9 protein-coding genes are annotated in these 5,746 nt (G+C 46.8%); 8 read left to right on the top strand and 1 reads right to left on the bottom strand.

Annotated features, from left to right (window positions below; translation table 11 throughout):
* The 4 genes from B7X71_RS11015 to B7X71_RS11000 all read left to right on the top strand — a co-directional run.
* On the top strand, nt 1-976 hold a 976-nt coding region (locus tag B7X71_RS11015; protein ID WP_293600748.1), incomplete at its 5' end, for a ferrous iron transporter B.
* Nucleotides 977-1,050: 74 nt separating this feature from the next.
* Nucleotides 1,051-1,440: a c-type cytochrome gene (locus B7X71_RS11010; protein WP_293598352.1), complete on the top strand. Its 390-nt coding sequence runs from the start codon at nt 1,051-1,053 to the stop codon at nt 1,438-1,440.
* A gap of 17 nt (nt 1,441-1,457) precedes the next feature.
* Entirely contained in the window at nt 1,458-1,733 is a 276-nt protein-coding gene (locus B7X71_RS11005; RefSeq protein WP_293600747.1) for a SemiSWEET transporter, read from the top strand.
* 75 nt (nt 1,734-1,808) lie between these two features.
* On the top strand, nt 1,809-2,501 hold the full coding sequence (locus B7X71_RS11000) for a fumarylacetoacetate hydrolase family protein (protein ID WP_215385937.1): 693 nt from the start codon (nt 1,809-1,811) through the stop codon (nt 2,499-2,501).
* Between the two features lie 22 nt (nt 2,502-2,523).
* Here B7X71_RS11000 and B7X71_RS10995 read toward each other — a convergent pair whose 3' ends face one another.
* The gene (locus B7X71_RS10995) at nt 2,524-3,297 is read right to left on the bottom strand and encodes an enoyl-CoA hydratase/isomerase family protein (protein WP_293600746.1); all 774 of its coding nucleotides are present in this window, start codon (nt 3,295-3,297) and stop codon (nt 2,524-2,526) included.
* An 81-nt stretch (nt 3,298-3,378) separates the two neighbouring features.
* Here B7X71_RS10995 and B7X71_RS10990 point away from each other — a divergent pair, with 81 nt between their 5' ends.
* The 4 genes from B7X71_RS10990 to B7X71_RS10975 all read left to right on the top strand — a co-directional run bounded on the left by B7X71_RS10990 (nt 3,379) and on the right by B7X71_RS10975 (nt 5,730).
* Nucleotides 3,379-3,531, top strand: coding sequence for a DUF5993 family protein (locus B7X71_RS10990; protein WP_293600745.1), 153 nt, complete (start codon nt 3,379-3,381; stop codon nt 3,529-3,531).
* A 5-nt stretch (nt 3,532-3,536) separates the two neighbouring features.
* Nucleotides 3,537-4,109 (top strand): disulfide bond formation protein B, encoded by a 573-nt coding sequence (locus B7X71_RS10985; protein WP_293599320.1) that lies wholly within the window; start codon nt 3,537-3,539, stop codon nt 4,107-4,109.
* 18 nt (nt 4,110-4,127) lie between these two features.
* Nucleotides 4,128-5,129, top strand: coding sequence for a tripartite tricarboxylate transporter substrate binding protein (locus B7X71_RS10980; RefSeq protein ID WP_363926969.1), 1,002 nt, complete (start codon nt 4,128-4,130; stop codon nt 5,127-5,129).
* Between the two features lie 109 nt (nt 5,130-5,238).
* A complete protein-coding gene (locus B7X71_RS10975) occupies nt 5,239-5,730 on the top strand; it encodes a hypothetical protein (RefSeq protein WP_293600744.1) in 492 nt (163 codons plus the stop codon).
* Nucleotides 5,731-5,746 lie beyond the last annotated feature (16 nt).

Below are 5,746 nucleotides of genomic sequence, written 5' to 3'. Positions count from 1 at the left end.
GTATTTCTTTATTCTGATTCTGGAAGAATCAGGCTACCTCCCACGAGCTGCTTATCTATTAGATCGACTGATGGGGCGGGTTGGTCTATCAGGCAGATCGTTTATCCCTCTGTTATCTAGCTTTGCCTGTGCCATCCCTGGAATCATGGCGACGCGCAGCATCTCCAATGCACGCGATCGTTTAGTGACGATCTTGATTGCGCCGATGATGACTTGCTCAGCACGTTTGCCTGTATATGCTTTATTAATTTCCGCCTTTATTCCTAAGCGTAAATTGTGGGCAGGATTAGATTTGCAAGGCCTGGTTTTATTCTTACTCTATGTTGCAGGTATTACTGGTGCTATGGCTGTAGCTTGGATTCTCAAACGCTTTACCAGTGAAAAGTTTCAACTCAATGCCTTGATGATGGAGTTGCCGAGCTATCACTTGCCACGCTTAGGTAATTTGGCGCTTGGTCTTTGGCAGCGTGCTGAAATTTTCTTGCGTCGCGTTGGTGGAATTATTCTAATCATGACGGTCTGTCTGTGGGCGCTCTCGAGTTTTCCACTTCCTCCAGAAAATGCAACTGGCTCTCCTATCCAATACAGTATTGCTGGAATGATGGGGCAGGCCTTGGCGGTAGTGTTTAAGCCGATTGGATTTAATTGGCAAATTAGCATTGCCTTGGTGCCGGGGATGGCAGCCCGTGAAGTGGTGGTAAGCTCTTTGGCAACAGTGTATGCACTATCGAGTTCCGCGGTCGATGCAGCAGATGCCTTAGTGCCATTGATTTCTAAAGGCTGGAGTTTGGCAACAGCCTTATCTCTTTTGGCTTGGTTTGTCTTTGCTCCTCAATGCCTTTCAACCATTGCAGCAGTCAAAAGAGAGACCGGTGGCTGGAAGATCCCTGCCATAATGCTGGGCTACCTGTTTAGCTTGGCCTACCTAGCAGCCTTTATCACTTATACGGTTGCAAGCTATTTTGGCCTAGCCTAGCGCCTAGCAAGGCATTCATTGTAAATTTGAGATACATTGTCGGGATGAACTTTTAACATCTTCTGGAAGTCCTTATGAATTTATCTCTTCGCCCTTGGATTCTTGCTGCTGGTTTTCTAAGCTTTTCTGCCTTTGCCGAGCCTGGTGAGAATACCTATAAACAAGTTTGTGCTGCCTGTCATGGCTCTGGGGTCTTAAATGCACCCAAGCTGGGTGATAAAGCTAAGTGGGCTCCTTTGATTGCTGAGGGACAAGTCACCCTGACAGCGCATGCTTATGTTGGTGTCAGGGCTATGCCTGCTAAGGGCGGTAATCCCAACCTCACAGTAGAGGGCTTCTCTGATGCTGTGGCATACATGGCTAATAAAGCGGGGGGTAGCTGGAAGACTCCCGATGCCAAAACTATAGCTGCAATTAACAAAGAGATTGAAACACGTAAAGCTGGCTTGAATAAGAAGCCGTAATAAGAACCTATCAGCGTATGAATTTACAGCCACATCAGATAGAGATTATTGGCTATTGCGCTGCGTTTCTAACGACGATTGCTTTTCTTCCTCAGGCTATTCAATCGTGGCGTACCCGCGACCTTTCCGGGATCTCGGTAGGAATGTATAGCCTGTTTACCGCTGGGGTAGGTTTATGGCTTATTTATGGCCTCATGATTGAGACTTGGCCATTAATTCTGGCGAATGCCTTGACCTTTGCCCTGGCCTTCAGCATTTTGCTTCTGAAGCTGAATACCAAAGATCCAAAATGACCTTCTTTTAAGTAGTGTCATAATTCATTTACAAAATAATTAATACAAAATTTGGCACCCATTAGAAAGGCTTTTATGAGCACTGCATACGTCATTGATCCACCAATCATCCCATCACTTCCAGTGGTGGGTGACACCCGTCGATTTGCTGTGAATCGCATCTATTGTGTTGGTCGTAACTATGCTGACCATGCACGCGAGATGGGCCATGATCCCGATCGTGAACCCCCATTCTTTTTTATGAAGCCAGCCAACTCGATCGTGACGGATGGCAAGGATATGCAATACCCCAATCTGTCGAACGATGTTCATCATGAGATTGAGATGGTTGTTGCTATCGGCAAGGGTGGCGCCAATATTTCTGCGGATAAAGCGCTAGAGCATGTATATGGTTACGGTGTTGGTCTGGATATGACACGTCGTGACTTACAGGGTGAGGCTAAGAAAATGGGGCGCCCTTGGGATACCGGTAAAGCCTTTGATCAATCCGCTCCTTGTGCTGCGCTGACTCCTGCTGCTCAGTTCGGACATCCGAGTAAGGGTACAGTAAAGCTATTAGTCAATGGTGAAGTGCGCCAAGAGGGTGATCTCAATCAACTGATCTGGAATGTTCCCGACACTATCGCTTATCTCTCCACCTTATTTACTCTTGAACCAGGTGATTTAATTATGTCTGGTACACCTGCAGGTGTTGGCCCCGTTAAAAAGGGTGATGTACTTGAGGGTAGCGTCGAAGGACTTACTCCACTCAAGATTAAGATTGTTTAATTCAAACAATCGCTCTTAAAATCTACTTACCAAGCCATCTTGGCGGGCGTCCTTCAAGGAAGGCATTAACCCCTTCTTTGAAGTCGACGCTGTTGTAAGTTTCTCGCATCAGTTCGGTGCAGTCCGGTAAATTGCTTTCCATCAAACGCGCTAAGGTCACTTTGCTCGCTTTTTGAGTAATTGGGGCAAGTGCAGCTAATTTTTTGGCCAGGGCTTCAGTCGCCTCAGCAATTTCTTCTGGTGAAGTTGTTTGATAAAGGTAGCCTAAGTTCAATAGCTCGGGGGCTCTAACGAGTTCAGCAGTCAATAACATGCGTTTGACCATGGGTACGCCTAAGTGATTGGCAATCCAGGATAGGTTGCTCGGCGACAAACAATTGCCTAAAGTTTTTGCTACCGGAATTCCGAAGCGCGCATCAAGAGTAGATATTCTGAAATCACAAGCAGTAGCAATCAATAAGCCACTGCCAACCGCCAATCCTTCGATCAGCGCAATGGTTGGAATAGGTAAGTGTTGTAAAGAATGAAAAATAGCATCCACTGCAACTTCGTAAGCTTCGTTTTCTTGTAGGTCAACAAATTGCTGAATATCGCTACCCGATACAAATGCCTTGTCACCAGCGCCTCGAAAAATAGCCACCCTGATCTCCGGTCTATTTGCTATGTCATCGCAAATTCGCTTGAGCTCTTCGTACATTGGCCAGCTTAAGGCGTTGCGTGCCGCAGGATTGTTGAAGGTAATGCGGGCGATGGAGCCATCGAGCTGTAAGTCGACGCTGGGCGGGGTGGTGTTCATGAGTGCATTCTATACAAAAGACCCTTTGGAGCACTTGTTTTTCAAGCTTGAACCCACCTGCGATAGAATTCTTCTATGTATATGTTTCTACCTTTCCTGACAGCTTTGATCGGTCTTGCCCTTGTATGGTTTGAGAAGCGTCTGGCAGGTTTGGTGATGCTGGCTATTACCGTCGGTATCCTGATGTTGTGGTTCCGAGTTCATGCCACTAATCATCTCAATATCAGTCTCTGAGAAAAATGAGTAAACACTCTTTCTCTTCTTTTCCCTCTCTAGCTGCGCTGGGCAATCAATTGGCCTTGGCTGGGATCATTGGCATGCTGTCCTATGCCTTTATTGATCAACTCTATTTTGGCGAGTTACCTTGCCCGCTATGTTTAATGCAGCGCATGGGTTTTATCATCATCGGCTTCGCTTTGGTATTGAATATCCGCTGTGGCGCTCATTCTGCTCATTACGGCTGGGGAATCATTGGTGGTTTGGTGGGGATGATGGTGTCTTTGCGCCAAGTACTTTTGCATATCTTGCCGGGTGATACAGGATTTGGAAAAACTTTCTTAGAGTTGCATTTTTATACTTGGGCTTATGTAGGCTACGTTGGATTATTAGCAGGTCTTGCTATTTTATTGATGCTACCTAATCGTGATGTGCGCTCACGATCCCTATTTGCAAATGTTTTAGTGATGACATTCATTCTTCTGGTCTTTGCTAATCTGGTATCTACGCTACTTGAGTGTGGCATTGGTCCTTGCGCTGATGATCCTGTTAAATACGATGGATTAATTTGGTTGCGCTCGCGTTTTGGCATTTAAAAAGTCGCAAGTAAATTGATGATGATTACTTCTACGGTGGTGAGGGCTCTAGCTATCGTTTTGGCCTGTTTGAGCTTTGCCAGTGCCGCTCAATCTCAAACAGCTAAATCCAATACTTCTTGGCCTAAACAAGCGATTCGTATTGTGGTGACATTTACTCCCGGTGGAGCGCCTGATATTTTGGCGCGTGTGCTTGCTGAGAGTTGGCAACAAAGCCTAGGGGTGCCAGTCCTCGTAGAAAATCGTCCTGGCTACGGCGGCAATATTGGTGCCGACCTTGTTGCCAAGAGTGAGCCAGACGGCTACACGCTCCTGATTGGGACGGTAGGTATCCACACTATCAATGGTGCTCTTTATGACAAGATGTCATTTCATCCGATCAATGATTTCACGCCCATTAGCTTTTTAGCGAGTACACCTAACGTGCTGGTGGTGAATAAAAAATTGGGTGTGAGTAATCTGCATGAACTGATTGAGTTGGCCAAATCAAAACCCAATGAGCTCACTTTTGGTTCTTCTGGTGTTGGCACCTCCTTGCATATGTCAGGTGAGCTCCTAAAAGAAATGACTGGAGTACAGATTCGGCATATTCCATACAAGGGAAGGGCGCAATCTTTACCTGATCTCATTAGCGGCCGGATTTCGATGCTCTTTGATAATTTATCCTCCTCACTTTCTTTAATCAAGGCAGGAGAGATTCAGGCTTTGGGTGTGACCTCACTAAAACGCTCTCCAGCAGCGCCAGAGATTCCGACGATGGCAGAGCAAGGCTTGCCTGGATTTGAAGCAACATCATGGTTCTCGCTGATGGCACCAGCCAATCTCCCATCAGACCTGCAAAAACGCTTAAATACCTTAACCCGCCAAACCCTGAATCAAGCTGAAGTCAGAAATAAGTTGCTCGCAAGCGGGCTAGATCCTGCTCCTGGAAGCCCACAAGCGCTATCTAAATTGATTCAATCTGAGACCAATAAATGGGGTAGAGTGATTTATAAATCAGGCGCAAAATTAGAGCAGTGAGTATCTAGAGGTAATTAACAAATATTCAAATAAAAGCCCAAATCCTGTCAGCCTAGATTTGGATGAAGCGTTAAAGGTAGTAGGAGGCGACCAATTAATGGGGTCCACTATGAAAACAAGCCATAAGCAATACAACTCAGTTGTGTCTAAGGTAGTTCTGACGCTCTTTGCAGCAGTAGGTCTATTTGCGCTTGCTCCCGTATCGGCTCAAGCGGGTAATGTTGGCTGGGCAGTCTCTGTTGGCGGTGGCTACGGAGGTGGTTATGGCGGTGGTTGGCGTCCAGCAGCCTACGGCCCTGGTTGGGGTGGTGGCTGGGGACCAGGCTGGCGCGGTGGATATTACGGCCCCGGCTATGGTTACCCTTATGCTGCTGGCTACTATGCACCACCCGTGGTTTACGCAGCTCCGCCGGTGGTCACTTATGCAGCACCTCAGCAACCTATGGTCTTGGCTTCTCAACCGCAAGCTCCAATTTGGTATTACTGCGAAGCAAGCGCGCAATACTTTCCGTATGTGCAAAGTTGCGCATCAGGCTGGCAAACTCGACCAGCGGCGCCACCTTCTAGTAGTGCGAATACAAGACAGCGAAATCAAAATTAACAGAATTTAATGCCTC

Source organism: Polynucleobacter sp. 39-46-10 (assembly GCF_002282275.1).
The sequence above is the reverse complement of the archived record's forward strand: the minus strand, read 5'-3'. Positions and strand labels throughout refer to the sequence as shown.